A 23,453-nucleotide genomic window follows, 5' to 3' on the forward strand; every position below is an offset into this window, starting at 1 on the left:
TCTAATATTCCCTGCAATTTCTTTCAGAAGTTGAATAATCTGTTTAATGTCAGAATAATCATCTGCATCACGAATGTGACGATTCATGATTGATAATGATCGCAGCATAAATGATGGTGTTCTGATAGATCAGCAGATGATTCATGATGTTGATCAACGATACATTGTGCATCTTTTACCTGGATAGATGTTTATCCTGCAGGGGATTTTACGAAGATGGCATATGATCAGAAACAGGCAGAAACATTGCGGATGAAAGAGGGACACAATGGATACTATTCTGGAAGTCAGCCATCTTGTGAAAAACTATGGATCTCTGCAGGCAGTCAGAGATATTTCCTTTACAGTAGAAAGAGGCAGTCTGTTTGCTTTTCTTGGCACCAATGGTGCCGGTAAATCGACAACAATCAATATTCTCAGCACCTTGATGAAGCCGGATGACGGCAGTGTGCTGATAGATGGATTCATTCTGGGCAAAGAGGATGCAGTGATCCGTTCAAAGATCGGCGTTGTCTTCCAGAACAGTGTGCTGGATCATCTTCTGACGGTAAAAGAAAATCTGCAGGTAAGAGGATCTTTCTATCATCTGTCCACAGATGAGCTGGAAGAAAGAATCCTGTATGCGGCCAGAATCACCGGCTGTTCTGATTATCTGTTTCAGCGCTATGGCATGCTTTCCGGCGGTCAGAAAAGAAGGGCAGATATTGCCAGAGCTCTGCTGCAGAAACCGGATTTGTTGTTTCTGGATGAGCCGACGACAGGACTGGATCCACAGTCCCGCCAGCAGATCTGGGAAGCAATATCCTCCATGCAGAAAAAAGAGGGGCTGACTGTCTTTCTGACGACACATTATATGGAAGAAGCGGCTGGGGCAGATCATATTGTCATCATTGATAAGGGCAGGATAGCAGCACAGGGTACACCGGATGCACTGCGTGAGAAATATTTACATGATCTGTTACGCATCTATCATCCGGATGAAGAAGTGCTGTGCTATCTGCAGGCCAACCAGATGCCGTTTGAAACAAAGAATGATACATGTGAGGTACAGATCAGAAAGCCAAGACAGGCAATGAATATTCTGCATCTGATTGAAGCCGAAGGACACACACCTGTGTTTGAGATGAAGAAAGGCACAATGGATGATGTGTTTCTGACTGTTATCAAAGAAGCTGAAAAGAAGGAGATGGCAGGATGAAAGCCGTCAGAAGTCTGATTTCCCGGAATCTGAAACTCTATTTCCGTGATCATACTGCCGTCTTTTTTTCTGTGCTGGCTGTACTGATTGTCATTGTCCTGTATATTCTGTTTCTGGCAGACATGCAGGTTAAGATCATCCAGGACAGTGCTGAAGGCATGCTGGCAGAAAAGGATATCTCCTATCTTGTCAACAGTTGGATTCTGGCTGGGCTTCTTTCCATAACAACTGCCACTAGCACACTTGGTGCCTATGGCACCATGGTCAAAGATACTGAAAACAGAATCAGGATGGATTTTGCCAGCTCACCATTAAAAAAATGGCAGTATCCTGCTGCCAGCCTGTTATCAGCCTTCTTCATTGGAACCACGATCAGTCTGCTTGCGGCACTGTTTTACGCATTATTTATCGTCATCAAAACCGGATACTGCTTTACCATCGTACAGATGCTGGAAACCATCCTGTTCATCTGCCTTTCCTCATTGATGAATGCAGCATTGATGGGACTGATTGTATCTTTTCTGAAAACAAGCAGTGCCTTTTCTTCTGTCAGTCTGGTCATTGGCACCATCATCGGTTTCCTGACTGGTTTGTATGTACCGCTGGGATCTCTGCCATCTTCTGTTGCCAGACTCATCCAGGGTCTGCCATTCATGCATATTGCCGCAATCTTCAGGCAGATCCTGACAAAGGATGCCGCAGACATCTGCTTCAAACAGGCAGGGAAGCAGGCACTGCTTTCCTGGCAGAAAAGCTTTGGCGTCATACTGGATATCGGCAATGGCACAATATCCCTGCAGACATCCTTATGTTATGTACTGATCATACTGGCTATTTCCCTGCTCCTGTTCTGCATGAACGATAGCCGTAAAAAGAGATACCTTTAGCTGCGTTTGATTAACAGGACAGTCAGATCATTGACATTGGTGCCGGTAGGACCTGTCTTGATCAAAGCATTCACAGCCTGTAAGGCATGATAGCTGTCATTGTCAGAAAGAACAGCAGGAATGGATATGCCTTTCTTTTCTAATTGTTGTTTTGTATGCTCATCCACCATGCCGCCAGCCGCATCGCTTGGCCCGTCCGTGCCATCAGAACCAATGGAGAAAACACAGGTATCATGGCAGGCAGATAATCCTTCTGCTGCAGCTAAAGCAAGCTCCTGGTTTCTGCCTCCCATACCGCTGCCGGTCAGATGAACAACGGTTTCCCCGCCCAGAATCCAGGCCGTTGAAACAGTGACATCCTGATGATCACGTCCAATGGCAGACAGGAATCTACCTGCTTCCTTTGCCTCACAGTCCAACGAGGATGTCAGATAGACAGGGGTATAGCCAAGTCTTCTGCATTCTTCTTCTGCACTTTGACATAATTGTTTAACACTGCCAGTGACGATGCTTTCCACATTGGGCAGTGCTTTTGGTATTTCTTGTTTCAGTGCAGCAAGTGCCTCATCTGACAGGGTGAGATGGTATTTGTTGACAATTGCCATCGCATCCTGGCTTGTATGGGGATCCACCGCAGCTGGGCCAGACGCAATGGCATCCAGGGGATCGCCAATAATATCTGACAGGATAATGGCATAGACATGGGCAGGGGAACAAAGCTGGCCGAATCGGCCTGCTTTGACATGAGAAAGCCGCTTGCGGATGATATTGATCTCCTGGATATCAGCCCCGCAGGCCAGCAATTGATTTGTAATATCCTGCAGTTCAGGCAGTGGAATGATGGAATCTTCAAACAGGGCACTGCCTCCTCCGGAGATACAAAAAAGTACAAGATCGTCTTCACACAGATTGCTTACGATTTTCTCTGCCTTTCTGGCCGCAAAGATACTGTTCTGATCCGGTACAGGATGGCCTGCCTCCAGGCATTTCACATGGGGAATATCTCCTCTGACATGGCCGTACTTGGTGATACAGATACCTTTACAGAGTTTCTCACCAAGCTGTTTTTCAGCCGCATCTGCCATTGTCCAGGCAGCTTTGCCAATGGCCACAAGATATATCTTTCCTTTTACTTCCGGCATCTTTGTTAATGCCGTAATGACAGCCTGGTCCGGCTGGGTATCATGCAGTGCTTTCTGTATCACTGCCTGTGCATCTTGTTGTATTGTGTTCATCGTCAGTCCTCATATCTATTTTATGCCTGTGATGTTTACGGCAGGTAAAAACAATATGAAATTGCATGCGTGATGATCAGTGATTCTAATTTGATCATTCTGTTTTCAATTTGATCAAATTCTTAAAAATGATCAAATTGAAATATCTCCTGCTGATATACTGTGGGTAACATGTCACTGATTACACTGGTAAAAGAAAGCCGGAAATACTGGCAGAATTCTCTTGCTTCATTCGATGAAATCCAGAAAGACAGCCTGGATGGCTTTCATCATGTACTTGTGCATGCCTATGATCATTCTGTGTTTTATCATGATCTGTATACCAAAGCCGGTTTGAAGAGAGAGGATCTTTTTGAGATTGATCCAAATGATGTGCCAGTTATTGCCAAACAGGATGTGATTAATCATTTTGAGCAGATTGCCACAATCCCGGTCTATCATACAGCAGATGGGTGGAAAGCATCCCATGGTGCTATGGTGATTCACTCTTCCGGCTCTACCGGAACGCCCACCCCATATGTATATGGAAGAGGAATGTTAACGGCTATTGAGGCTAACTTTGTTCGACTGGTAAATAGAGGCGGGATGAACCGGATCATGTGGTCGGATCTGCCAATCAAGAATATTCATGCCGCATCGGTTGGATCCGGCTATGCCAGTACATTGCTGCTGACAAGCGGCTTGAAGAAATATCATGTTAATTGCATTGTCGTGAAAGCTTCGGATCCATTGGAAGAATGGGTCAGAAAGATCGGTGATTTCCAGCCGCAGTTTCTTTCAGGCTATCCATCGTGTGTGGCAATCCTGTTGAAGCTGCAGAAAGAAGGCAGAATCCATCTTTCACCAAAAAAGATCATCATTGGCGGTGAACCGGTTAACAGAGCACAGATGAAGGATTTATCTGATGCCTTCCATGCGGATGTGATCGACTACTATGGCAGCTCAGAATCCATTCTGATCGGAGCTGGCAGCAGCTGGTATGACGGCATGTATTTGTTTGATGATCTGAATTATGTTGAAGAAGATGACAAACACAGGTTGATTCTGACCACCCTGCATAATCCGGAATTTCCCTTGATCCGCTATCAGATGAATGACATCATGATCCACTTTGATAAACATGATCATGGTATTCTGCCATTCACCCATATCGATGGCATTGCCGGTCGAGTGGAAGATACGCTCTGGTATGACAACGAAGAAGGCAAACAGGATTTCCTGCATCCATTACTGCTGGATGACTTATATGTGGAAGGTGTCTCTGCCTATCAGTATGAGAAAACAGGAAAAGATGAACTGACCGTATACTGCCTGACAGACAGAGATCATCAGGAAGTGACATATGAAGTAAATCGCCAGGTTGGCAGAATGCTGGCGGACAAAAAGATGAGGAATGTAAGAATCGTTGTCAGATTTGTGGATCATCTGTACCGGAATCCCAGATCAGGAAAAACAGCGATGATCATCAATCATAAAAATGAAATTGTTTTGAAGCAGAATCATCATAATACCTGATGAATCCTGCTTTTTTCATTACTTTCATATGTAGTGAAATATCCTTGGATTGCTACAAATACTGTATTCTGATGGATGAGAAAGATACATTTCATTGTATAAACTTATAGGTATGAATAAGGTACAGACAGACAATATGAAAAATCATCAGGATGATGAACATCATCATACACATGGCCACTATCATTCTGTGGAGGAAAAGAAAAAGCAGCTGAACCGTCTTGCCAAAGCATCTGGTCATCTGTCTCATGTGAAGACAATGATCGAAAATGATGAGGATTGTGCTGAGGTTCTGATGCAGTTGGCAGCGGTGGAGTCTGCTTTGCACAGTCTTGGCAAAGAGATCATCAATGAACATCTGACCCATTGTATTACCCATGCCGTTGAGGATGGGGATATGGAAACACTGGAAGAGTTCAAGAAAGCAATTTCGAAGTATATGTAATAACCCCCAACGGGCTTGTGAAGGGATTCTCGATTCCGTAGAATGAAATCAATGAATTGATTTTATGGGGAGAGAATACCATGCATATTCCTGAGAATTATCTTTCACCAGCCACCTGTGCTGTGATGGGGGCAGCTATGGTCCCGGTATGGGTTCATGCTGTGAAGAAAGTAAATCATGATCTGCCAAAGGAGAAGATGCCGTATCTTGGTGTTGGCGCAGCTTTTTCCTTCCTTGGCATGATGTTCAATGTCCCGCTGCCTGGTGGTACTACCGGACATGCCGTTGGCGGTACCTTGATTGCCATCCTGTTTGGACCGGATGCGGCCTGTATCGCTGTATCAATTGCACTGCTGTTACAGGCAGTGATCTTTGGTGATGGCGGCATTTTGTCCTTTGGCGCCAATTGTTTTAACATGGCCTTTGTACTGCCCTATGCCGGCTATGGCATTTACAAGCTGATCTTAAAGGCTGCCGGCACAAGGCACAAAGGAGCTGGTTATGTATCGGCGGCAATTGCCTCCTACATTGGTATCAATCTTGCTGCATTGTGTGCAGCCATTGAATTCGGTATCCAACCATTATTATTTAAAGATTCTGCCGGCAATGCCCTGTACTGTCCCTATGGACTCTCTGTTTCCATTCCAGCTATGATGATTCCTCATCTGCTTGTGGCGGGTGTTGTCGAAGCCATCTTTACTGTGGCTGTGTTTGCCTTTGTGAAAAAGACATCACCGGATCTTCTGTTTGACAGCAGTAACGTACAGACAGAAAACAAAAGACATCTGCCTGTGTTTGCATTGCTTGCCGCACTGATTGCGGCCACACCGCTTGGCCTTTTGGCAGCAGGCACTGCCTGGGGAGAATGGGGTGCCGATGAAATTGCCTCCATTGCCACCAATGGCAAGGCACTGGGCTATGTGCCTGCCGGGCTGAAAAACGGCTGGACATTATCTGCTTTGATCTCTGATTATGCCATTGATGACATGAATGAGATTGCTGCCTATATTCTGTCTGCCATCATTGGCGTGGCACTTCTGATCATCATCTTCAAGCTGCTTTCGCTTGCAAGGAAAGGAAAATATGCTGCCTGAATGGATGAAAGAAGAGGATGATTATCATCCTGAAAAGGATCGAAATCCGTTTGTCCTTTCCACCATCAAAGCCATTGGCAGTGCTATGGCAAAGATACGTGTGCAGCGCGGCCATGAAAAAGGGCGGACGATGCCGCCTGTTTTAAAGCTTTGTCTGTTGTTTGCGATGATTCTTTGCATTTCCATCTCTCAGAACAGACTGTTTGTGATGGCTTGTGCAGCAATTGTACTGCTGTACCTGTGCACATGGCCTGCCAGGGATATCCTGCCGATCATCAAAGCGGGATTAAAGGCATCGTTATTAGCATTTCTGATCTTACTGCCAGCGATGATCACCCATCCCGCATTGATCCACAATGATCTTTTCATTGTCTCAAACGTCTTTCTGAGCATTGTCTGTCTATCTATTTTCAATCACACAACCCAATGGAACCATATCACCATGGCCCTGAAACAGATCCATCTGCCATCCTTATTTGTGTTTACCTTGGATATGGCATTGAAATACATTGTCCTGCTGGGCAGCCTTATGAGGGATCTGCTGACAGCAGTGCAAGTGCGCTCCGTTGGCAGAAACCATAAGAAATACAATTCCATTGGCGGCGTCATGGGCGTGACCTTTGTGCGGGGCTCTGAAATGAACCGGCAGATGTATGAAGCCATGCAGTGCCGCGGCTTTACAGATGACTATAATGGACTGTGACATGGATCTGATCACATTAAAAGATATTACATTTGCCTATGGTGAGGATGAACCACCGGTGCTGGATCATCTCAGCTTTTCGCTTGCCAAAGGAAAATGTCTGGTGGTGGAAGGGGAGAATGGTGCCGGCAAAACAACTTTATTCCGCATTCTCAATGGTCTTTCGTTTCCACAGAGTGGGAGATATTTGTTTGATGGCATACAGATTGACAGAAACTATCTGAAAAACAATCAGAATGCCAAGCTGTTCCATAAAAGAATCGGCTATCTGTTTCAGAATCCGGATCTGATATTATTCAATGCCAGTGTGTATGATGAGATTGCTTTTGGGCCAAGACAGATGGGACTGAAGGAAACAGAGGTACAAACAAGAGTTGAAGACTGCATGAATCTGTTTCATCTGTCCGCTTACAGAGATAAGGCTCCCTATCATCTCAGCGGCGGTCAGAAGAAAAGGGTGGCACTGGCTGCTGTGATGGCATTGAATCCAGAGGTGTTGATCCTGGATGAACCCTTTGCCGGACTGGATCAGAAGAATGCCGAAAACCTGATGGCATTTCTGAAAGAGATGAAATCTGCTGGCAAAACACTGATCATTGCCTCCCATCATCCTGCTGTAAAAGAAAGACTGGCAGATGAAGTACTTACCCTTTGCAATAACAAGTCAGAATCGTTTTGAAGCAGAATCCTGATAACATCCGATGGATCCTGCTTTTTCTGACTTTGGTCTCTGTAGTGGAAAAGTCCGGTAAACCTGATAAGATAGCAGGGCTGTAGAGAAGGGATGAGAGACATCTATGAAGAAGCTTGTGATCTTTGATGTGGATGGTTTACTGCTGAATACGGAGTTTATCTGGCAGAAGATCTGGAATGAAGTAGGAGAGAAGGACAATGTGCCTGCTTTTGGACCATTGTTTCATCTTGCGGTTGGCACCAATGGCGATATGGTCATGAATATGCTGCATAAGCAGCTGCCTGATCTTTCTGCGGCTGAGATTAACAAGCTGCGGGATGATGTCTTTGCCCTTGGTGATGTGCAGATGGACCGGGATCTTGCCCTGATGCCTGGTGCACAGGAGCTTCTGACATATCTCAAAGACAGAAATATCCCCATGGCTGTTGGTACAGCGACTTCCCGCATCAAAACAAAAGAACGCTTTGAACGCATGAATCTGTTTCCGTATTTTTCCTGCATTGTATGCGGGGATGAAGTAAAGAAGAGAAAACCGGATCCGGAGGTTTACCAGACCCTTCTTGCCAGAACAAAAACAGCACCAGAAGATGTTCTGGTGCTGGAAGATACATGTTATGGCGTGGAGGCAGCTCATCGGGCAGGCATCGATGTGATCATGGTGCCAAGCATCAATCCTGCCACAGAGATTGATAAATCCCGTGCTTATGCAGTTGTGAACAGTCTGTATGATGTATTGAAGATGATGGAAGAAGGACAGATTGCACTTATGCCAGCGAGCTTTTCCGGCGGATCTGCACTCTGACCTTCTTTTTCTTGATGGTCAGATTCTCCAGCTGCGTCAATGCCGCTTCCTTTGTCATAAACAAGACCACGGTACAGTAATGATCCTGAAGCTGCACTCTGCCGATCTTTTCAAACGGAATCCTTGCACAAAGGGCACCAATCACATCCTTGAGGCGCATTCCATCCTTCTTGCCAAGTGACAGCTGTATTTCTGTGGCATCCGGGGTATCTGTTTTCTCTTTTTCAATCGGAACGGACAGATCATTTTCTTCATTGTTCTGCCATGGGTATGGCTCTGCCATCGCCATGATTTCCTTTCCGATATCTGAATTCTGATCTTCTGTGTCAAGCAGGGCAATCGTCATACCGGATTGTTCCTGATGGCCGGATCTTCCGGATCTGTGCAGGAAGGTATCCATATCGGCAGGCAGGTCATAGTGAATGACCATGGAAATACTGGTCAGATCCAGACCTCTGGCCGCCGCATCGGTGGCACATAACACCCGGATTTCACCTTTCTGAAAATGATCCAGAATGGACAGGCGCTTTGCCTCATCAAAGTAGGCCGAAAAAGCAGAACAAAGAATATTGTGATGAGACAGGATATCACTGAGATTGTTCGCATCCGAACGGTGATTCACAAAGATGATTGCCTGCTCGATCTTTTCTTTCTGCAGCAGGTCCAGCAGTGTTTCCTTCTTGTTCTGTGATGCGATGTAATATGGTTTGATGTTATGGCTGAGAGAGGCATCATCCAGGATGACCTGTTCATATGGTTGGGGCAGATAGGCTTTGACATCCTCATGCAGGGTTGCTGAAAAGACAGCCCTTTGTCCATTTACCATCGAAAGAATCTGATTTGTCTCTTCATTCTGGCCGGTGCCAGCCATCATATCTGCTTCATCAATGATGGTGAATATGACATTGCTAAGATCAAGCTTATCCTGATGGATCAGATCCAGCAGTCTGCCCGGTGTGCCGATGACAAGCTCTGCCCCTTGTTTCAACAGATTTTCCTGCTTTTCAATGGGCATGCCGCCAATCAGGCAGACCGTATGAATCCGGGTAAAGACAGACAGACGCTGCGCATTCTTTTCAATCTGCATAGCCAGCTCCCTGGTCGGGGCCAGAATCAGAACCTGTGTCAGCCTGTTTTCCTGGATTTTATCCAATGCCGGTAACAGATATGCGGCTGTCTTGCCTGCTCCGGTATGGGCCTGGCAATAGAGATTCCTTCCCTGCTTTAATAACGGAATGCATTCCTGCTGAACAGGGCGCATCTCTTTCATGCCGCACTGCATCATTGCTTTTTGCAGCGCTTCCTTTTCAATCAGACTCTGTGTCATAGCCCTAGTGTAGCTGAGATGGCGCCGAATGCAAATGGTGCGGTGTGCGGAAAGAACAAAGGGAAGGTATACTAATAAGGAAATGAAGGGAGACAGACATGGAAGATACCATTGCGGCCATTGCCACAGCCAATGCCATGGGGGCAGTTTCAATCATTCGCATTTCAGGTGAAAATGCGATATCCGCAGCTGGAAAGATCACGCATAAGGATTTTTCCAAAGCAGCTGGCTACACCATCCACTTTGCGACGGTCTATGATGGCAGTGAACCGGTGGATGAAGTGCTTGTCTCTTTATTCAAAGCACCAAAGTCCTATACCGGTGAAGATGTGGTGGAACTATCCTGCCATGGCGGTTTATACATCACCCGCCGGATTCTCTCAATTGTACTGGGAACAGGTGTACGCATGGCAAGACGCGGTGAATTCACGGAACGTGCTTTCCTCAATGGCAAAATGGACCTCACCCAGGCCGAGGCCGTCAATGATCTCATCCGTTCCCGTGACAAGGTCAATGCCAGAAGTGCTGTTCATGCCATCAAGGGATCTGTGCAGAAACTGCTGGCACCGCTGGAAGAAGACCTGACTCAGATCATCTCCAACATTGAAGTCAACATCGACTATCCTGAGTATGACGATGTCCATGTACTCACCGAAGATGAAATCCTGCCCAAGGCAAAACAATGGGTGAAACAGATTGATCAGATCATTGAAACAGCCCAGGATGCCGTCCTGATCAAAGAGGGCATTGATACCGTGATTCTTGGTAAGCCCAATGTCGGCAAGTCATCCCTTCTCAATGCCCTGCTGGAAGAAGACAAGGCCATTGTGACAGATGTGGCCGGCACCACCCGTGATCTTGTCGAAGGCAGTGTAAGAGTAGGCAATGTCACCCTGAACCTGATTGATACGGCCGGGTTGCATGATTCCAGCAATAAGATAGAGCAGATCGGCATGGCCAAGACCATGGAAGCTCTGGATAAGGCACAGCTGGTCATTGTCGTCATTGATGCCGCCCATCAGGATGATGAGGATCAGAAACTGCTGGATCTGACCAAAGATAAAAACAGAATCGTTGTCTACAACAAGAAAGACCTGCAGGAAGTACCAGGAAAGCTTTGTATCTGTGCTGCGAAGGGCGACGTACAGGCTTTGAAGAATGCCATTGAGAAAAAGTATGAAAAGGAACTGCTGGCGGCAGATACTGATACTTTGAACAATGAACGTCAGATCGGTCTTGCCATTGCCGCACGCAATTCTGTCAAAGATGCCATTGCCTCTTTGGAAGCGGGCATGGAGCTGGATCTTGTGACGATTGATCTGCAGAAGGCATGGACCGACTTAAGAGAAATGACAGGAAAGGCAGGCAGGGAAGATCTGCTGGATGAAATATTCAGCCGCTTCTGCCTGGGTAAGTAAGATGCAGTATGTTGATACACATGCCCATCTGTTTGATGAGGCATTTCATGATGATTTTCACGATGTGATTCAAAGGGCAGAGAATGCCGGTATCACCAAGACGCTGATCATCACATTAAAACATGAAGAGACGATGCAGGCTATCGACTTTGCCAGCAAAGATCCAGAACGCTATCAGGTAGCCACAGCTATCTTTCCCGAAGACGCTGACAAGATCACCGACAAAGACTATGCACAGTTTGAAAAAGATGCGGCTCTGCCACAGGTCAGTGTGCTTGGGGAAATGGGCCTGGAATACCACTGGGTTAAGGATCCCGGCTTACGGCAACTACAGAGAGATCTCTTTGTCAGACAGATGGAACTTGCCAAAAAGCTGGATAAACCGGTGGCAGTCCATGCCCGTGATGCCATCCAGGATACCTATGATCTGATGAAACAGGTTCATCCAAGAGGACTGCTGCACTGTTTCTCCGGCACAAAGGAAATGGCAAAAGAGTTTACCAAACTCGGCTTCTATCTTGCTTTGGGCGGTGCCCTGACCTTCAAGAATGCCAGACATTCCGTAGAAGTAGTGGAAACTGTAGATGAAAAGTGGCTGTTAACCGAAACCGACTGTCCATATATGGCACCGGAACCAGTGCGGGGAACCCGCAATGAGCCTGCCAACATTCCCTATGTCCTTGCCAAAATGGCAGCTGTCAGAAACGAAACACCAGAACATATGTCTGAAGTGGTGATGGCCAACTATGAAAGGTACCTCCATGGCTGAGAAGAAACGGATCAAAGAGCTGATTGTGGTGGAGGGACACCATGATACAGCCAGACTGAAACAGCTGTATGACTGTGATACGGTAGAAACCCATGGTACATGTCTGTCTGATTGGACGCTGCGCTTTATCAAGCGTGCTGCCAGGACGCGCGGTGTGATTGTGATGACCGACCCGGATTCCCCCGGCAACCGCATCCGTAAGGCAGTCAACGATGCTGTGCCAGGCTGTAAGAACGCCTTTGTGGATAAGGCCCATGCCCATACGGATCATAAAGTCGGGGTGGAACATGCGGATGATAAAACCATCCAGGAAGCATTGAACAATCTGATTACCTTTACAGAAGAAAACCATCTGACCATGCAGGATATGTATGCTCTGGGTTTGTCAGGACATCCTGACAGTGCAGAGAAAAGAGAATGGATCGGTCAGAAGTATCACCTTGGCAATGGCAATGCAAAAACAATGCTGGCAAGGCTGAATGCCCTTGGCATTACCAAAGAAGAACTCCAGGAGGCAGTGAAATGACAAAGTGGATTGCGACACCATCCCGGACGAAACAGATTCTTGCCGACTATGGCCTGCATGCAAAGAAGGGCTATGGACAGAACTTTCTGGTGGATCCCATGCTTGTGGAGCGCTGTGCCCAGGAAGCCCATGCCAGTGATGCGGTGATTGAAATCGGACCAGGCATCGGCTCCCTTACCGAACAGCTGGCCCGTGTGGCAAAACACGTCACCGCCTACGAAGTCGACCATGACCTGGAGAAAGTTCTGGCAGATACCCTTTCTCCTTACGATAACATCGAAATCATCTGGCAGGACTTTCTTACCTGCGATCTGCGCGCCAAGGTGGATGAGCTCAAAGCAAAGTATGGCAGCGTTTCCGTCTGTGCCAATCTGCCATATTACATCACCACACCGGTATTATTCCGCCTGTTTGAAGAAGCACCGGATATTCCCTATATCACAGTCATGGTGCAGAAGGAAGTCGGAGAACGCTTTGCGGCTGCTGTCAATACGGCTGACTATGGCGCATTGAGTGTAGAGGCACAGACATTGTATGATGTGAAAAAGCTGTTCAACGTACCGGCCAGATCCTTCAATCCCAGTCCGAATGTGGACAGTGTGATTATCCAGTTTGCCCGACACTCTGAACAGACCATGGACAGCCAGGATCTGCAGAATTTCTTCACCTTTGTCAAAGCCTGTTTCCGCCAGAGAAGAAAGACGGTTTACAATAATCTCAGAGACTATCTTGGCTCCGGTGAGCAGGCCCTTGCCGTGCTTGCCAAAGCAGGTGTTGACCAGCGTACAAGAGCGCAGGAGCTGAGTACAGAACAGTTAAGAAAGCTGTATGAATGCCTATGAGAGAACGTGCTTATGCAAAAATCAACCTGTGTCTGAATATCAAGGATACAAGAGCAGACGGCTATCATGATCTGGAAATGATCATGGTGCCGATTGACTTCTATGATGTTCTGGAAATGGAAGTATCCAGTGAAACAACCCTTTCCAACAACCGCAGCTTTCTGCCGGTCAATGAGAAAAACACAGTGATCAAGGCCATCCGTGTGCTGCGTGACCGCTATGGCTTCCGGGAAAACTTTGCCTGCACGCTGAACAAGCATATTCCCACCCGGGCCGGACTGGCCGGGGGCAGTGCGGATGCAGCGGCTGCCATCCGCATGATCAACCGGATGTTAAATCTGCATATGAGCCGTCAGGAAATGATCGAAGCAGGCAAGGAAGTCGGTGCCGATGTGCCATTCTGCCTGATCAACCAGCCCGCCTTTGTACAGGGCATCGGTGAAATCATTGAACCCTTTGTATGCCATCCTGACTTTGAAATCCTGCTGGTCAAGCCAAAGCGCGGCGTTTCCACCAAGGAAGCCTTTGCCCTCAGTGACAAGACAGATCCCATCCATCCTGACTGCATGGCCATGTGCAGGGCATTGATTGAAAATGACTACCAGGGTGTGATTTCATCGCTTGGCAATTCGCTGGAAGATGCGGCAGTACAGCTTGTGCCGGAAATCCGCAGCGTAAAAGAAGCCCTGCATGCACTGGGCTTCGATGGGGTATTGATGTCAGGCTCAGGCAGCACCGTCTTTGGCATTACCCAAGACCATGCGCTGCTGGAAAAAGCCAGCCAGCTGCTGTATGAGCGTAAATATTTTGTCAGAAGAACACGGATTCTCACCCGCTGATTATTCCAGATACATCTTCTTCAATCGATCAATCTCATCATCACTGAGATTGATTTTTTTCTGGACAAATCCCTTCACAGAACCATATTCTCTGTCACACCAGTCCATCATCTGTTCCATGGTGTCCGGTACAACACCAAACATGCACCGGATGCCGGTCATGATACGATCATCATCTGTGAGCTCACGTGCCTTTTCCAGCATGGACTCAATCCGATCCGCCCGGTATTCATTGGTCAAAAGATAGTCTTCCATCATGGTCTCGCGGTCAAAGTCCAGGACCGACATCAGGAAGACAGCAGCGATGCCTGTGCGGTCCTTGCCGGCATTGCAGTGCCACAATACAGAACAGCCATCCGGATTGGACAGCAGATAGTCAAAGAAACGGCGATATCCCTGCTGTGCCCGGAAGGTCTTGATGAGCTCAATATAGAAGCCATACAGATCAAACGGCATCTTGACCATCTCCATAACCATGGAAAGCTCATCATCATTGGCATGAACGGCAGGATTTTTTTCATCCGCAATCTCCGGATTGACTGAAATCCAGACATAGTCAGCACCGGGAATGGACACATCCGGCTTCTGGGCTGCTTCCAGTCGTGTGCGGAAGTCGATGACCGTCTTGACATGATATTTGCCGGTTAACAGCTGGATGTCATCATCCTGCAGATTATGCAGATTGGCAGTGCGCAGCAGACGGTCCATCCGGATCTTTCTGCCCTCTTTGTTTACATAGCCGCCCAGCTGGCGGTCATTGTCTACATGGGCAAGCCCCAGGGCATGAGGCATGGCCGTGACAGATTCATAGTCCATAACAATTTCCTCCGCTTTCATGATACATCATCCATCTCTCAGATGGATGACAATTGCCAGCGGTATAATAGACACGGAAACAGCGGAGGACACAAAAAACATATGAAGAATGCAATTATTATGGCCGGGGGCAAGGGAACCCGCATGAAGTCAGACAAGCCGAAGGTGCTGCATGAGATTCTGCACGAGCCGATGCTTGGTCTGGTTATTGACAGCCTGCAGGCAGCCGGTGCCCAGCGGATTGTGACGGTTGTCGGCTATCACCATGAAGAAGTTGAGAAGGCAATGGCAGGCAGATGTGAGTTTGCTGTGCAGCAGCCGCAGCTTGGTACCGGCCACGCGGTCATGCAGGCCCGTCAGCTTGAGAAGGAAGATGGCATCACGCTGGTGGCATCGGGTGACTGTCCGTGTGTCAGACCGGAAACGTATGCCCATATGTATGAGGCTCTCAAAGACGCCCAGATGGCGGTGCTGACAGCCATTCCGGATGATAATGGTGCTTATGGCAGAGTCATCCGCAATGAAGATGGCAGTGTCAGAAAGATTGTGGAATTCAAGGATGCCAGTGAAGAAGAGAGAAAAGTCAGGGAAGTCAACACCGGCATTTATGCCTTTGATACCCAGAGCCTGTTTGCTGGTCTTTCTCATCTGGATAACAACAATGCCCAGCATGAGTACTATCTGACCGATCTTGTCGAGATTCTGCAGAAGATGGGAAAGAAAGTGACGGCTGTGGCATGTGATGACTGGCAGGAAGTATCCGGCATCAATGACAATCCTGCTCTGGCTGCCTCTTCTTTCTATCTGCAGCAGCGCATCAACCTGGCCCACATGCAGGCGGGTGTGACAATTGTAGATCCGAAGAACACCTACATCGGTCCGCATGTGACCATTGGCCATGATGTCATCATTTATCCAAATACATACCTGTATGGGAACACAAACATCCCGGATGGCAGTGTCATTGCGCCGGGTACGGTCATGACAAATGGGCATATTGGCCTGTAATCCGGGCATTCTTACCCTGTTCAGAAAGAATAATCGCGCTTATAATATTACCTGTTTGTGAGGATATAGAAGGGAACCAGTATGGTAAAGGAAACTGTCATTTTCGCTCTTACTTCCAGCACTGATCTCGCTGCGCATGTTTGCCGGGATCTTGGCCTGCCGCTTGGCAAAATCAAGGTGGAACATTTCGCCGATGGTGAGATTCTTGTAGAACCGCAGGAATCTGTCCGCGGAAGATCTGTCTTCATTGTCCAGAGTACATGCAATCCGGTAACAGAGAGACTGATGGAGGTACTTGTATGCATCGATGCCTGCAAGCGTGCTTCTGCCGGTGAGATCAATGTTATCATGCCGTATTATGGCTATGCCCGTCAGGACCGCAAGGCAAAGCCCCGCCAGCCGATTACAGCAAAGCTCGTTGCAGATCTTCTGCAGGTAGCTGGTGCTGACCGGGTTGTCGTATTTGACCTGCATGCAACCCAGATCCAGGGCTTCTTCGATATTCCGATTGATGATCTGACTGCTGTACCGATGATTGGCCAGTACTTCAAGGAGAAGAATCTGCCGTCTGACAAGCTGGTCGTTGTATCGCCTGATCATGGCGGTGTCACCAGAGCAAGAAGACTTGCGGATATTCTGGATGCACCGATTGCCATCATTGATAAGCGCCGTCCGAAGCCAAACATGGTTGAAGCACAGAATGTCATTGGCGACGTTGATGGCAAGATCTGCATCGTTGTTGATGATATCTGCGATACAGCCGGTTCTCTGGTAGCAGGCTGCCAGATTCTGAAAGATCATGGTGCCAAGGAGATTTATACCGGCATCACACATGGTGTCTTCTCCAGAGATGCCATTGAAAAGATCGAGAATTCTCCGATCAAGGAAATGGTCATCACAGATACTATTCCGATGAGCGAGGAACAGAAGGCCAGAACAACCAAGATCCATGTTCTGTCCGTCGCTGACATGATCGCCAAGACAATTGACTCCATTCAGAACCACACACCGGTATCTGATGTCTACGATCTGTTCAAGGACTGATAGAAAACAAATATTTATCATCAGCCAGTGGAAACACTGGCTTTTTGAATACAAAAAAAGAGGAAATCTCAAGGATTTCCTCAGGCTGTAAAGCGATATCCCATACCCATATCATAATTAACATGGACAGGACGCGATGGATTGACTTCAATCTTTTCACGGATATGGCGGATATGTACAGAGATGATCGGCCTTACCTCAAACGGTTCTTCGTTCCAGGCATGGCGGTAAATCTCCTCCGGAGAAAAGGTATGGCCGGGATGGTCCATCAGAAAGTGCAGGATCTGAAACTCCTTGGGAGTCAGATGGCTGTTTCTGCCATTGGCAGAGACACTGTGCTTTTTGGTATTCAGAAAGATCATAGGCTTATACCGATAGTTTGTCCTGCATCAGCCATCCGTCAAGCCCATACAGACCAAGCACCCAGACAAGAGATAACAGGGTAGTGGCCGCATAGCTTGTATCAACTCTGATGGTCATCCATGCATTCAGGCAGGCAAGGATAATGAACAGCAGGAAGGCCAGCCAGCCGCCGTACTTTTTGCCATTGAACAGCGTGGCCTGAATAATGACGGCAGAGAATGCAGCAAGGGTGAAGGAGAGCAGTTCCAGCAGGCTGAGCAGGCAGAATCTGACAATGTCAAGCATATGGAAGCTATTCAGATCAAAGGCGGAAATCACGGCCTGAATGGTAATATCCGGACTGATGGTACCGGCTGCTTTGAGGTCAATGATGGCCAGCAAGGCAAAGAAGGCAATCATGACAAAGAAAGATACCGTGTTTTCAATCACTTTGGCACCCAGGATCTCCCAGGAGGAGTGAGGTGTCAGAAACAGCATATAGCTCTGCTTGGTATTGAGATCCTTGTACAGAATCATTGTGGAGTAGATGGCAATGATCATCAGGCCAAGGGCAGTCGTAAAGACAAGCCCCATAGAGCCAAAGATCAAGGATCTGTTCATGTCATATTTCACCGGATTGCCATGGAACAGACCGACCAGAAACAATGCCTCAAACAAACAGGCAATGACAATAATGATCAGCTTCAGATTCCGCGTTTTACGGAATTCATATTTCAACAGTTTTCCCATGTCTTTTCTCCTTCTTATTTCATGATTTCCCGGTACAGATCAGCCAGCGAATCATGTGCTTCGCTGCGTACATCTTCGGTATCAACCGTCTTGATCAAATGACCATTGTGGATAAAAACGGCATCCGTCACATACTGTTCCAGCTCTTCGACAAGATGGCTGGAGATAACAATAGCTGTATCCGGCGCAGAGGCAGAAATGATCGTATCCATGATGGCATCACGGGATAACAGATCAATGCCATTGAGCGGCTCATCCAGCAGATATACCTTTGCATGGCGGGACAGTACACCCGCTGTTTTCAGCTTTGCCAGCATGCCGGATGACAGATTCTTCAGCTTTTTATCAGCAGGCAGTTCCATCTTCTGCAGCAATTCATCAAAGCGGGCTGCGTCAAAATCATCAAAGAAGTCCGCAAACCAGGAACGTATATCCTGTACATTCATCCAGTCATAGAAGAAGGATTCCGTGCTCATGTAGGCAATATCCTTCCGGCTGGAAACACCAACCGGTTCTCCTTCATACAGCACTTCACCGGATGTTGGCTTGCTTAAACCAGCCGCAATCTTCATCCAGGTTGTCTTGCCGGATCCATTGGGACCAAGCAGAGCATAAATCTTCCCCGGTGCAATCGTAAACGACACATCATCCAGCGCCGTTGTATTCAGAAATTTCTTCGTTAAATGTTTTGTTTCAAGCATCTTTCCAATTCTCCTTGATCATCTGGATCATTTCCTCTTCACTGTAGCCAAGCTCTTTCAGACTTGAAATCAGACCGGCAATGGACTCCTTTGCCATCTGATTGCGGATATTTTTCACCATGTCCGCATCTTCAGAGACAAACGTACCAAGGCCGCGCTTCGTCATACAGATGTGTTCACTTTCCAATACCTGATATACCCGTGAGGCTGTATTGGGATTGATCTGAAAGGCCAGGGCAAGATCCCGTGTAGAAGGCATCTTCTCACCCGGTTTACGCCTGCCTGAGGCAATTTCCTTTTCAATTTGTCTTACAACCTGCAGATAGATCGGCATACTCGTGTCATACTTCATACGTTTCCCTCACTAGTGCACTAGTAGATTAGTACACTATGGCAATTATTGCAAGAGATAAATTTCATTTTATTTTCAAAGGGAAATAATCACTTTGACGGATATAAGGAAGCAGGGAGATCTGCCGTGAGTAAGAAATATGCCTGTGCGCATTGCATTTGGAAACATCTTTATCTTGTCAGGGATCATCAGGTCATACTGGATTATGATCTGGCATTTTTTCTGGAGATGAAAAGGTATGCCATCCGCAGCACCGTCAGGCGGCACAAAGATGTCTTTTCGCAAGGATTCTGTTTTTGCTTAACGAAACAGGAATACAAGCTGCTGCAGGAAAAATGGAATGTAGAGACAGATCAGACATACAGAGCACTGCCATATGCCTTTACCAGACATGGGATATCCGTATTGAGCGGAATGATGCATCGAAGCGTGAATACAGAAATGACCGTACAGATTCTGAAAGCCTTTGATGAAAACATGCGGATGATCGCTGATTATGCTGCCATGCTGGAAAGAATCCAGGCCTTGGAGATGAAACTGGCTGCACAGCACACCCAGGTCGAGCAGAAGATTTCAGAAATCTCTTCCTGTATGAATGAGCGTTCACCGTCACAGCAGAAGGTCTTCTTTGGCGGCCAGATTTATGATGCCTTTCAACTATTGATATCACTTGTGCAGAAAGCCAGGAAAAGAATTGTTCTGATTGACGGTTATGTAGATACTGGCACGCTGAATATTCTGGCCAAGAAGGCAAAGAATGTGAATGTGATAATCTATACGTTTCCATCCGCCCGGCTGACTAAGCGGGATATCAAAGCCTTTAATCGGCAGTATCCACCGCTCTGCGTCAAGAGAATGACAGATTTCCATGACCGCTTTCTGATTCTGGATGATGCGGCTGGTTATCATATCGGCGCATCGATCAAGGATGCCGGAAGGAAATGCTTTGGCATTACCGAGATCCTGGATACACATACCATTAAAGAAATACTATCTCATCTGGAAAAAGCAGGAGGAAACCCGTGATGCAGATCAAAAACACAATCAGCCTTGCCGATCAGAAAGAACAGCTGGACCTGCATGCTAAAAAGATCATGGCATTAGATCAGATTGCAGGATTGTTGTTGAAAAACGTGGCACCGGAATGGTTCTCTTCTAAAGAGGACATCCAGATCTGGAATCTTTCCATTTCCAAAGTGCCTGTGCATCCCGGCTATACCAGCCATGTCAAACTGCTGCAGGAGGATAACTTTATACCGTCAGAAGGCAGGATTGTTTTTGACCTGCTGTTTGATGTACAAACCATGAATCAAAACACGATCAATATCAACATTGAAATCCAGAAGACGTTTCATCAGAAATATCCACCTTCGTACCGGGAGGAGTTCTATATTGCCAGACAGATTTCATCACAGGCAGAATCCGTGTTTTCCCTTGCCAAGCAGGAATACGGGAAGATGCACCATGTTCTGGGGATCTGGCTGTATCTCAACGCTCCAAAGAAATATGGCAATACAATCATCAGATGTAAAAGAAACAGAGAGCTCATGACAGGAAACGGAAAGCGGCGGACAGATCTTTTTCCTTCCATGATTGTTGAGGTCATGGTCAGTGATGAAAAGTACGATGGTGACAATGCACTTCTGCATGTTCTGTACATCATTTTCAAGGACAAATGTGGTGTTGAAGAGAAGATAAAAAGGCTGGCACAATTCGGTATCATAGATCATAATGATGTCAGAAAGGAGCTGAGAAATATGTGCAATTACAGTGACCTTGTGTATGAGGATGGTATTAAGAAAGGCAAGGCAGAGGGCAAGGCTGAGGGCAAAGCCGAGGGCAGAGCGGAAGGTAAAGTTGAAGGTGTCAGAGAACATAGCCTGCAGATGGCTGAGAAGATGATAAAGGATGCCATCCTTCCAGATAAAATGATTGCTGAATATTCTGGATTGAGTCTGGAAGAAGTGCGTCAGCTCCATAAGAAGCTGCTTAACTGATCTTGTCAGAATAATCCTCAATGATGTCAGAAAGGAGCTGAAAAATATGTGCAATTACAGTGACCTTGTGTATGAGGATGGTATTAAGAAAGGCAAGGCCGAGGGCAGAGCGGAAGGTAAAGTTGAAGGTGCCAGAGAACATAGCCTGCAGACGGCTGAGAAGATGATAAAGGATGCCATCCTTCCAGATAAAATGATTGCCAGATATTCTGGATTGAGCCTGGATGAAGTTCATCAGCTCCGCAATGATCATCTGGTGCAATGAATATCGATAATCAGGCAGCTGATAGGCTGCCTTTTTGTGTGCCTGTCAATACAAAAGTTACAAAATGTATGAAAGACTTGTGAAAAGATTTATAAAGTCTTGAAAGAAAACTGAAAATCGGTCATCATTAGGTCAATGGGGACAGATTCATCATAGACACTGGAGGTAATTTATGAAGGAGTCATGCTATTTTCATGATAATGAGGTGATTCTGAACTATTCTGCAGACTTTGTCACCTCAACATCACAGCTTCTGGATTCACAGGTATTCAATGAATTTCTGGATCATTATCTGACATACCTGGACAGCCACCGCCGTGACCTGCGGTCTTTTCTTTACAAGAATACCAATGACCGTGAGCAGGTAAAAAAAGACCTGAAGAATGTTCTGCATGTTTTGCTGCTGATGAATGTAAACAAGGTAGATCTGCCATATCTGGAACTGCCGGAAACCATGCAGGATGTCATTGAGGAAGGATACCGCTATTGGAACAGTCTGCAGCGCTTCAGTGTGCTGTATGCACAGCGCGCCGATTCGTATCAGACTAATGCATTCATGAATGTGGACAATCAGATCAATGAGGTTGCCCGCAACTTTTTCCGTACTGTTGAAGCCAAGATCACCGGCCGTGCTGATAATGTCTACCGGCAGATTCAGGCAGGCACAAATGCCTCTTTGCTGATGCAGAAATACGCCTGGGACTGCCCCAAGGAATATCAGGAACTGTCAGACATTGACTTTGTCCACACCATCATGGTCCGTACACCATTGATCATCCACACAAAGTCCAACAAACGCACAAACACCTTTGCCCCGAGTGATCACAATCCGATTGAAGATTTCAAAAAGGGTAATGATGACTGGTTCTGCTTCCCGGCACTGGTTGGTGAAGTGCTGATCTTTGTCTATTTCCACAGGGATGAAATGAGTTCCTGTGTGGCTACCTCCGGCCTGTTCCAGCTGGCCAGGGAAGAAGACTGCCGCAATAGAAAGCCAGATGCCATCCTGTTCTTCGGCAATCCCGATGGCACCAAAGATACTGTCTATTATCATGACAAAGACAATCACATGTGGATCGGTAAGACAAGTGCTTCCCCGGAGATTGATTACTTTGGCTATACAAAGAAGAGTATTCTGACCCTGCACAATCTTGCCATGATGGAAAGGGGCTGGCTGCCGATTCATGGTGCCATGGTCAACCTCTATCTCAAAGATGGCAGAAAGAAAGGTCTGATGTTCATGGGCGATTCCGGTGCCGGCAAGAGTGAAACGATTGAAGCATTGAGCAATCTTGCCAGTGATCAGATCGATCATCAGGAAACCGTCTTTGATGATATGGGCACCATTCACATGGACAAGGATGGAAACCTCTGGGCACAGGGCACAGAAATCGGTGCCTTTGTCCGCCTGGATGACCTTGATAAAGGAACTGCCTACAAAGACCTTGACCGCTCCATCTTCTTCAATCCCGATAAAAAGAATGCCCGGGTCGTCATGCCGGCAGCACCGTATAAAGTAGTCACAAAGAACCATCCGATTGACTGCTTTGTCTATGCCAACAACTATGATGACAAGCGGGGCATGCACTTATTTGCCAATGAAAAGGAAGCAGAAGATGTCTTCATCCAGGGTAAGCGTTTTGCCCTTGGCACAACCCAGGAAAAAGGCCTGTCCACAACCTTCTTTGCCAATCCGTTTGGCCCCATGCAGGAACAGGATATCTGCAGACCGCTGATCGATAAGATGTTTACAGCACTGTTTGAAAAGGGTATCCCGGTTGGTGAAGTCTACACATGCCTTGGTTTGCCTGACAAGGGAAACCATGGTATTGACAAAGGTGCCCAGGCACTGCTGGATTTCGTCGTAAACAAGGAAGACTGAGG

General features: G+C 47.0%; 26 protein-coding genes and 1 pseudogene. 20 read left to right on the forward strand and 7 right to left on the reverse strand.

Going from position 1 to position 23,453, the window contains the following annotated elements; all coding sequences use genetic code 11:
* Nucleotides 1-268 precede the first annotated feature (268 nt).
* Nucleotides 269-1,198 (forward strand): ABC transporter ATP-binding protein, encoded by a 930-nt coding sequence (locus tag SOI44_RS00870; RefSeq protein ID WP_331347363.1) that lies wholly within the window; start codon nucleotides 269-271, stop codon nucleotides 1,196-1,198.
* Nucleotides 1,195-2,085 carry an ABC transporter permease gene (locus SOI44_RS00875; RefSeq protein WP_331347364.1) on the forward strand — a complete coding sequence of 297 codons (891 nt, stop codon included), beginning with the start codon at nucleotides 1,195-1,197 and terminating at the stop codon, nucleotides 2,083-2,085. The genes SOI44_RS00870 and SOI44_RS00875 overlap by 4 nt, the downstream gene beginning before the upstream one ends.
* Here SOI44_RS00875 and SOI44_RS00880 read toward each other — a convergent pair.
* Nucleotides 2,082-3,320, reverse strand: coding sequence for a glycerate kinase type-2 family protein (locus tag SOI44_RS00880; protein ID WP_331347365.1), 1,239 nt, complete (start codon nucleotides 3,318-3,320; stop codon nucleotides 2,082-2,084). The two genes, SOI44_RS00875 and SOI44_RS00880, sit on opposite strands and share 4 nt — an antisense overlap.
* 171 nt (nucleotides 3,321-3,491) lie before the next feature.
* Between SOI44_RS00880 and SOI44_RS00885 the strand changes: the two genes are divergently transcribed.
* The 6 genes from SOI44_RS00885 to SOI44_RS00910 all read left to right on the forward strand — a co-directional run bounded on the left by SOI44_RS00885 (nucleotide 3,492) and on the right by SOI44_RS00910 (nucleotide 8,573).
* Entirely contained in the window at nucleotides 3,492-4,835 is a 1,344-nt protein-coding gene (locus SOI44_RS00885) for a phenylacetate--CoA ligase family protein (protein ID WP_331347366.1), read from the forward strand.
* Between the two features lie 136 nt (nucleotides 4,836-4,971).
* Nucleotides 4,972-5,280 (forward strand): metal-sensing transcriptional repressor, encoded by a 309-nt coding sequence (locus tag SOI44_RS00890; protein ID WP_331347367.1) that lies wholly within the window; start codon nucleotides 4,972-4,974, stop codon nucleotides 5,278-5,280.
* Nucleotides 5,281-5,360: 80 nt separating this feature from the next.
* Entirely contained in the window at nucleotides 5,361-6,374 is a 1,014-nt protein-coding gene (gene cbiM / locus SOI44_RS00895; protein WP_331347368.1) for a cobalt transporter CbiM, read from the forward strand.
* On the forward strand, nucleotides 6,364-7,077 hold the full coding sequence (locus tag SOI44_RS00900; RefSeq protein ID WP_331347369.1) for an energy-coupling factor transporter transmembrane component T: 714 nt from the start codon (nucleotides 6,364-6,366) through the stop codon (nucleotides 7,075-7,077). Before cbiM ends, SOI44_RS00900 begins: the two co-directional genes overlap by 11 nt.
* The gene (locus SOI44_RS00905; RefSeq protein WP_331347370.1) at nucleotides 7,067-7,756 is read left to right on the forward strand and encodes an energy-coupling factor ABC transporter ATP-binding protein; all 690 of its coding nucleotides are present in this window, start codon (nucleotides 7,067-7,069) and stop codon (nucleotides 7,754-7,756) included. The genes SOI44_RS00900 and SOI44_RS00905 overlap by 11 nt, the downstream gene beginning before the upstream one ends.
* Before the next feature lie 118 nt (nucleotides 7,757-7,874).
* Nucleotides 7,875-8,573 carry an HAD family hydrolase gene (locus SOI44_RS00910; RefSeq protein ID WP_331347371.1) on the forward strand — a complete coding sequence of 233 codons (699 nt, stop codon included), beginning with the start codon at nucleotides 7,875-7,877 and terminating at the stop codon, nucleotides 8,571-8,573.
* On the opposite strand, the gene SOI44_RS00915 is transcribed toward SOI44_RS00910, so the two are convergent.
* Nucleotides 8,536-9,900, reverse strand: coding sequence for a DEAD/DEAH box helicase (locus SOI44_RS00915; protein ID WP_331347372.1), 1,365 nt, complete (start codon nucleotides 9,898-9,900; stop codon nucleotides 8,536-8,538). The genes SOI44_RS00910 and SOI44_RS00915 overlap by 38 nt on opposite strands.
* A 98-nt stretch (nucleotides 9,901-9,998) precedes the next feature.
* On the opposite strand from SOI44_RS00915, the gene mnmE reads away from it, so the two are divergent.
* Genes mnmE through SOI44_RS00940 form a run of 5 tightly spaced genes read left to right on the forward strand, consistent with a single transcriptional unit; the run spans nucleotide 9,999 to nucleotide 14,294 of the window.
* Complete coding sequence (mnmE, locus tag SOI44_RS00920; protein WP_331347373.1) at nucleotides 9,999-11,318, forward strand: tRNA uridine-5-carboxymethylaminomethyl(34) synthesis GTPase MnmE; 1,320 nt, start codon at nucleotides 9,999-10,001, stop codon at nucleotides 11,316-11,318.
* Nucleotides 11,284-12,087 (forward strand): TatD family hydrolase, encoded by an 804-nt coding sequence (locus SOI44_RS00925; RefSeq protein ID WP_331347374.1) that lies wholly within the window; start codon nucleotides 11,284-11,286, stop codon nucleotides 12,085-12,087. The genes mnmE and SOI44_RS00925 overlap by 35 nt, the downstream gene beginning before the upstream one ends.
* A complete protein-coding gene (rnmV, locus tag SOI44_RS00930) occupies nucleotides 12,080-12,613 on the forward strand; it encodes a ribonuclease M5 (RefSeq protein WP_331347375.1) in 534 nt (177 codons plus the stop codon). The genes SOI44_RS00925 and rnmV overlap by 8 nt, the downstream gene beginning before the upstream one ends.
* Nucleotides 12,610-13,455: a 16S rRNA (adenine(1518)-N(6)/adenine(1519)-N(6))-dimethyltransferase RsmA gene (rsmA, locus tag SOI44_RS00935; RefSeq protein ID WP_331347376.1), complete on the forward strand. Its 846-nt coding sequence runs from the start codon at nucleotides 12,610-12,612 to the stop codon at nucleotides 13,453-13,455. The genes rnmV and rsmA overlap by 4 nt, the downstream gene beginning before the upstream one ends.
* A complete protein-coding gene (locus SOI44_RS00940; RefSeq protein WP_331347377.1) occupies nucleotides 13,452-14,294 on the forward strand; it encodes a 4-(cytidine 5'-diphospho)-2-C-methyl-D-erythritol kinase in 843 nt (280 codons plus the stop codon). The genes rsmA and SOI44_RS00940 overlap by 4 nt, the downstream gene beginning before the upstream one ends.
* On the opposite strand, the gene SOI44_RS00945 is transcribed toward SOI44_RS00940, so the two are convergent.
* Entirely contained in the window at nucleotides 14,295-15,110 is an 816-nt protein-coding gene (locus SOI44_RS00945; RefSeq protein ID WP_331347378.1) for a tyrosine-protein phosphatase, read from the reverse strand.
* 102 nt (nucleotides 15,111-15,212) lie between these two features.
* On the opposite strand from SOI44_RS00945, the gene SOI44_RS00950 reads away from it, so the two are divergent.
* Both SOI44_RS00950 and SOI44_RS00955 read left to right on the forward strand, forming a co-directional pair.
* Nucleotides 15,213-16,118, forward strand: a complete 906-nt coding sequence (locus SOI44_RS00950) for a bifunctional UDP-N-acetylglucosamine diphosphorylase/glucosamine-1-phosphate N-acetyltransferase GlmU (RefSeq protein WP_331347379.1) — start codon at nucleotides 15,213-15,215, stop codon at nucleotides 16,116-16,118.
* Between the two features lie 81 nt (nucleotides 16,119-16,199).
* Nucleotides 16,200-17,162 (forward strand): ribose-phosphate diphosphokinase, encoded by a 963-nt coding sequence (locus SOI44_RS00955; RefSeq protein WP_331347380.1) that lies wholly within the window; start codon nucleotides 16,200-16,202, stop codon nucleotides 17,160-17,162.
* A gap of 80 nt (nucleotides 17,163-17,242) precedes the next feature.
* On the opposite strand, the gene SOI44_RS00960 is transcribed toward SOI44_RS00955, so the two are convergent.
* Genes SOI44_RS00960 through SOI44_RS00975 form a run of 4 tightly spaced genes read right to left on the reverse strand, consistent with a single transcriptional unit; the run spans nucleotide 17,243 to nucleotide 19,307 of the window.
* Nucleotides 17,243-17,524: a winged helix-turn-helix domain-containing protein gene (locus SOI44_RS00960; RefSeq protein ID WP_331347381.1), complete on the reverse strand. Its 282-nt coding sequence runs from the start codon at nucleotides 17,522-17,524 to the stop codon at nucleotides 17,243-17,245.
* A 4-nt stretch (nucleotides 17,525-17,528) separates the two neighbouring features.
* The gene (locus SOI44_RS00965; RefSeq protein ID WP_331347382.1) at nucleotides 17,529-18,254 is read right to left on the reverse strand and encodes a hypothetical protein; all 726 of its coding nucleotides are present in this window, start codon (nucleotides 18,252-18,254) and stop codon (nucleotides 17,529-17,531) included.
* Between the two features lie 14 nt (nucleotides 18,255-18,268).
* Nucleotides 18,269-18,955: an ABC transporter ATP-binding protein gene (locus SOI44_RS00970; RefSeq protein ID WP_331347383.1), complete on the reverse strand. Its 687-nt coding sequence runs from the start codon at nucleotides 18,953-18,955 to the stop codon at nucleotides 18,269-18,271.
* Entirely contained in the window at nucleotides 18,948-19,307 is a 360-nt protein-coding gene (locus tag SOI44_RS00975; RefSeq protein WP_331347384.1) for a GntR family transcriptional regulator, read from the reverse strand. Before SOI44_RS00975 ends, SOI44_RS00970 begins: the two co-directional genes overlap by 8 nt.
* 126 nt (nucleotides 19,308-19,433) lie before the next feature.
* On the opposite strand from SOI44_RS00975, the pseudogene SOI44_RS10385 reads away from it, so the two are divergent.
* The 5 genes and pseudogenes from SOI44_RS10385 to SOI44_RS00995 all read left to right on the forward strand — a co-directional run.
* Nucleotides 19,434-19,709, forward strand: a pseudogene (locus SOI44_RS10385) (ORF6N domain-containing protein); the annotation flags it as partial.
* A 27-nt stretch (nucleotides 19,710-19,736) separates the two neighbouring features.
* Nucleotides 19,737-20,333, forward strand: coding sequence for a hypothetical protein (locus SOI44_RS00980; RefSeq protein ID WP_331347385.1), 597 nt, complete (start codon nucleotides 19,737-19,739; stop codon nucleotides 20,331-20,333).
* Complete coding sequence (locus SOI44_RS00985) at nucleotides 20,333-21,304, forward strand: hypothetical protein (RefSeq protein WP_331347386.1); 972 nt, start codon at nucleotides 20,333-20,335, stop codon at nucleotides 21,302-21,304. The genes SOI44_RS00980 and SOI44_RS00985 overlap by 1 nt, the downstream gene beginning before the upstream one ends.
* 46 nt (nucleotides 21,305-21,350) lie before the next feature.
* Nucleotides 21,351-21,569 carry a hypothetical protein gene (locus tag SOI44_RS00990; protein WP_331347387.1) on the forward strand — a complete coding sequence of 73 codons (219 nt, stop codon included), beginning with the start codon at nucleotides 21,351-21,353 and terminating at the stop codon, nucleotides 21,567-21,569.
* A gap of 172 nt (nucleotides 21,570-21,741) precedes the next feature.
* Nucleotides 21,742-23,451: a hypothetical protein gene (locus SOI44_RS00995; protein ID WP_331347388.1), complete on the forward strand. Its 1,710-nt coding sequence runs from the start codon at nucleotides 21,742-21,744 to the stop codon at nucleotides 23,449-23,451.
* The last annotated feature ends 2 nt before the right edge of the window (nucleotides 23,452-23,453 follow it).

It is taken from the genome of Lactimicrobium sp., assembly GCF_036453465.1.
Lineage (GTDB): Bacteria > Bacillota_I > Bacilli_A > Erysipelotrichales > Erysipelotrichaceae > Bulleidia.

What these genes read in the sequence shown, in the direction of transcription:
- SOI44_RS00870 (WP_331347363.1), top strand. Translation starts at nt 269, where the DNA reads ATGGATACTATTCTGGAAGTCAGCCATCTTGTGAAAAACTATGGATCT.
- SOI44_RS00875 (WP_331347364.1), top strand. Translation starts at nt 1,195, where the DNA reads ATGAAAGCCGTCAGAAGTCTGATTTCCCGGAATCTGAAACTCTATTTC.
- SOI44_RS00880 (WP_331347365.1), bottom strand. Translation starts at nt 3,320, where the DNA reads ATGAACACAATACAACAAGATGCACAGGCAGTGATACAGAAAGCACTG.
- SOI44_RS00885 (WP_331347366.1), top strand. Translation starts at nt 3,492, where the DNA reads ATGTCACTGATTACACTGGTAAAAGAAAGCCGGAAATACTGGCAGAAT.
- SOI44_RS00890 (WP_331347367.1), top strand. Translation starts at nt 4,972, where the DNA reads ATGAAAAATCATCAGGATGATGAACATCATCATACACATGGCCACTAT.
- cbiM (WP_331347368.1), top strand. Translation starts at nt 5,361, where the DNA reads ATGCATATTCCTGAGAATTATCTTTCACCAGCCACCTGTGCTGTGATG.
- SOI44_RS00900 (WP_331347369.1), top strand. Translation starts at nt 6,364, where the DNA reads ATGCTGCCTGAATGGATGAAAGAAGAGGATGATTATCATCCTGAAAAG.
- SOI44_RS00905 (WP_331347370.1), top strand. Translation starts at nt 7,067, where the DNA reads ATGGACTGTGACATGGATCTGATCACATTAAAAGATATTACATTTGCC.
- SOI44_RS00910 (WP_331347371.1), top strand. Translation starts at nt 7,875, where the DNA reads ATGAAGAAGCTTGTGATCTTTGATGTGGATGGTTTACTGCTGAATACG.
- SOI44_RS00915 (WP_331347372.1), bottom strand. Translation starts at nt 9,900, where the DNA reads ATGACACAGAGTCTGATTGAAAAGGAAGCGCTGCAAAAAGCAATGATG.
- mnmE (WP_331347373.1), top strand. Translation starts at nt 9,999, where the DNA reads ATGGAAGATACCATTGCGGCCATTGCCACAGCCAATGCCATGGGGGCA.
- SOI44_RS00925 (WP_331347374.1), top strand. Translation starts at nt 11,284, where the DNA reads ATGAAATATTCAGCCGCTTCTGCCTGGGTAAGTAAGATGCAGTATGTT.
- rnmV (WP_331347375.1), top strand. Translation starts at nt 12,080, where the DNA reads ATGGCTGAGAAGAAACGGATCAAAGAGCTGATTGTGGTGGAGGGACAC.
- rsmA (WP_331347376.1), top strand. Translation starts at nt 12,610, where the DNA reads ATGACAAAGTGGATTGCGACACCATCCCGGACGAAACAGATTCTTGCC.
- SOI44_RS00940 (WP_331347377.1), top strand. Translation starts at nt 13,452, where the DNA reads ATGAGAGAACGTGCTTATGCAAAAATCAACCTGTGTCTGAATATCAAG.
- SOI44_RS00945 (WP_331347378.1), bottom strand. Translation starts at nt 15,110, where the DNA reads ATGGACTATGAATCTGTCACGGCCATGCCTCATGCCCTGGGGCTTGCC.
- SOI44_RS00950 (WP_331347379.1), top strand. Translation starts at nt 15,213, where the DNA reads ATGAAGAATGCAATTATTATGGCCGGGGGCAAGGGAACCCGCATGAAG.
- SOI44_RS00955 (WP_331347380.1), top strand. Translation starts at nt 16,200, where the DNA reads ATGGTAAAGGAAACTGTCATTTTCGCTCTTACTTCCAGCACTGATCTC.
- SOI44_RS00960 (WP_331347381.1), bottom strand. Translation starts at nt 17,524, where the DNA reads ATGATCTTTCTGAATACCAAAAAGCACAGTGTCTCTGCCAATGGCAGA.
- SOI44_RS00965 (WP_331347382.1), bottom strand. Translation starts at nt 18,254, where the DNA reads ATGGGAAAACTGTTGAAATATGAATTCCGTAAAACGCGGAATCTGAAG.
- SOI44_RS00970 (WP_331347383.1), bottom strand. Translation starts at nt 18,955, where the DNA reads ATGCTTGAAACAAAACATTTAACGAAGAAATTTCTGAATACAACGGCG.
- SOI44_RS00975 (WP_331347384.1), bottom strand. Translation starts at nt 19,307, where the DNA reads ATGAAGTATGACACGAGTATGCCGATCTATCTGCAGGTTGTAAGACAA.
- SOI44_RS00985 (WP_331347386.1), top strand. Translation starts at nt 20,333, where the DNA reads ATGCAGATCAAAAACACAATCAGCCTTGCCGATCAGAAAGAACAGCTG.
- SOI44_RS00990 (WP_331347387.1), top strand. Translation starts at nt 21,351, where the DNA reads ATGTGCAATTACAGTGACCTTGTGTATGAGGATGGTATTAAGAAAGGC.
- SOI44_RS00995 (WP_331347388.1), top strand. Translation starts at nt 21,742, where the DNA reads ATGAAGGAGTCATGCTATTTTCATGATAATGAGGTGATTCTGAACTAT.